This window comes from Klebsiella sp. ME-303, from assembly GCF_007910085.1.
GTDB classification, from domain to species: domain Bacteria; phylum Pseudomonadota; class Gammaproteobacteria; order Enterobacterales; family Enterobacteriaceae; genus Klebsiella; species Klebsiella michiganensis.
The window spans coordinates 199,147-199,458 of the sequence record NZ_VOJB01000073.1; the positions used below are offsets into that span (position 1 = coordinate 199,147).

Below are 312 nucleotides of genomic sequence, written 5' to 3' on the forward strand. Positions count from 1 at the left end.
TTCTCTGGCCGGTACCCTGAAACTGGGCAAGCTGGTGGCGTTCTATGACGACAACGGCATCTCCATCGACGGTCACGTCGAAGGCTGGTTCACCGATGACACCGCGAAGCGTTTTGAAGCCTACGGCTGGCACGTGGTGCGCGGCGTTGACGGTCACGATGCTGACTCGATTAAACGCGCGGTAGAGGAAGCGCGTGCGGTTACCGACAAACCGTCCCTGCTGATGTGCAAAACCATCATCGGTTTCGGTTCGCCGAACAAAGCCGGTACCCACGACTCCCACGGCGCGCCGCTGGGCGACGCGGAAATCGC

The 312-nt window shown here is 60.9% G+C and carries 1 pseudogene; it reads left to right on the forward strand.

Features of this window, described 5'->3' with window-relative positions:
• Positions 1-312: pseudogene (locus FQK12_RS27655) on the forward strand (transketolase); the annotation flags it as partial.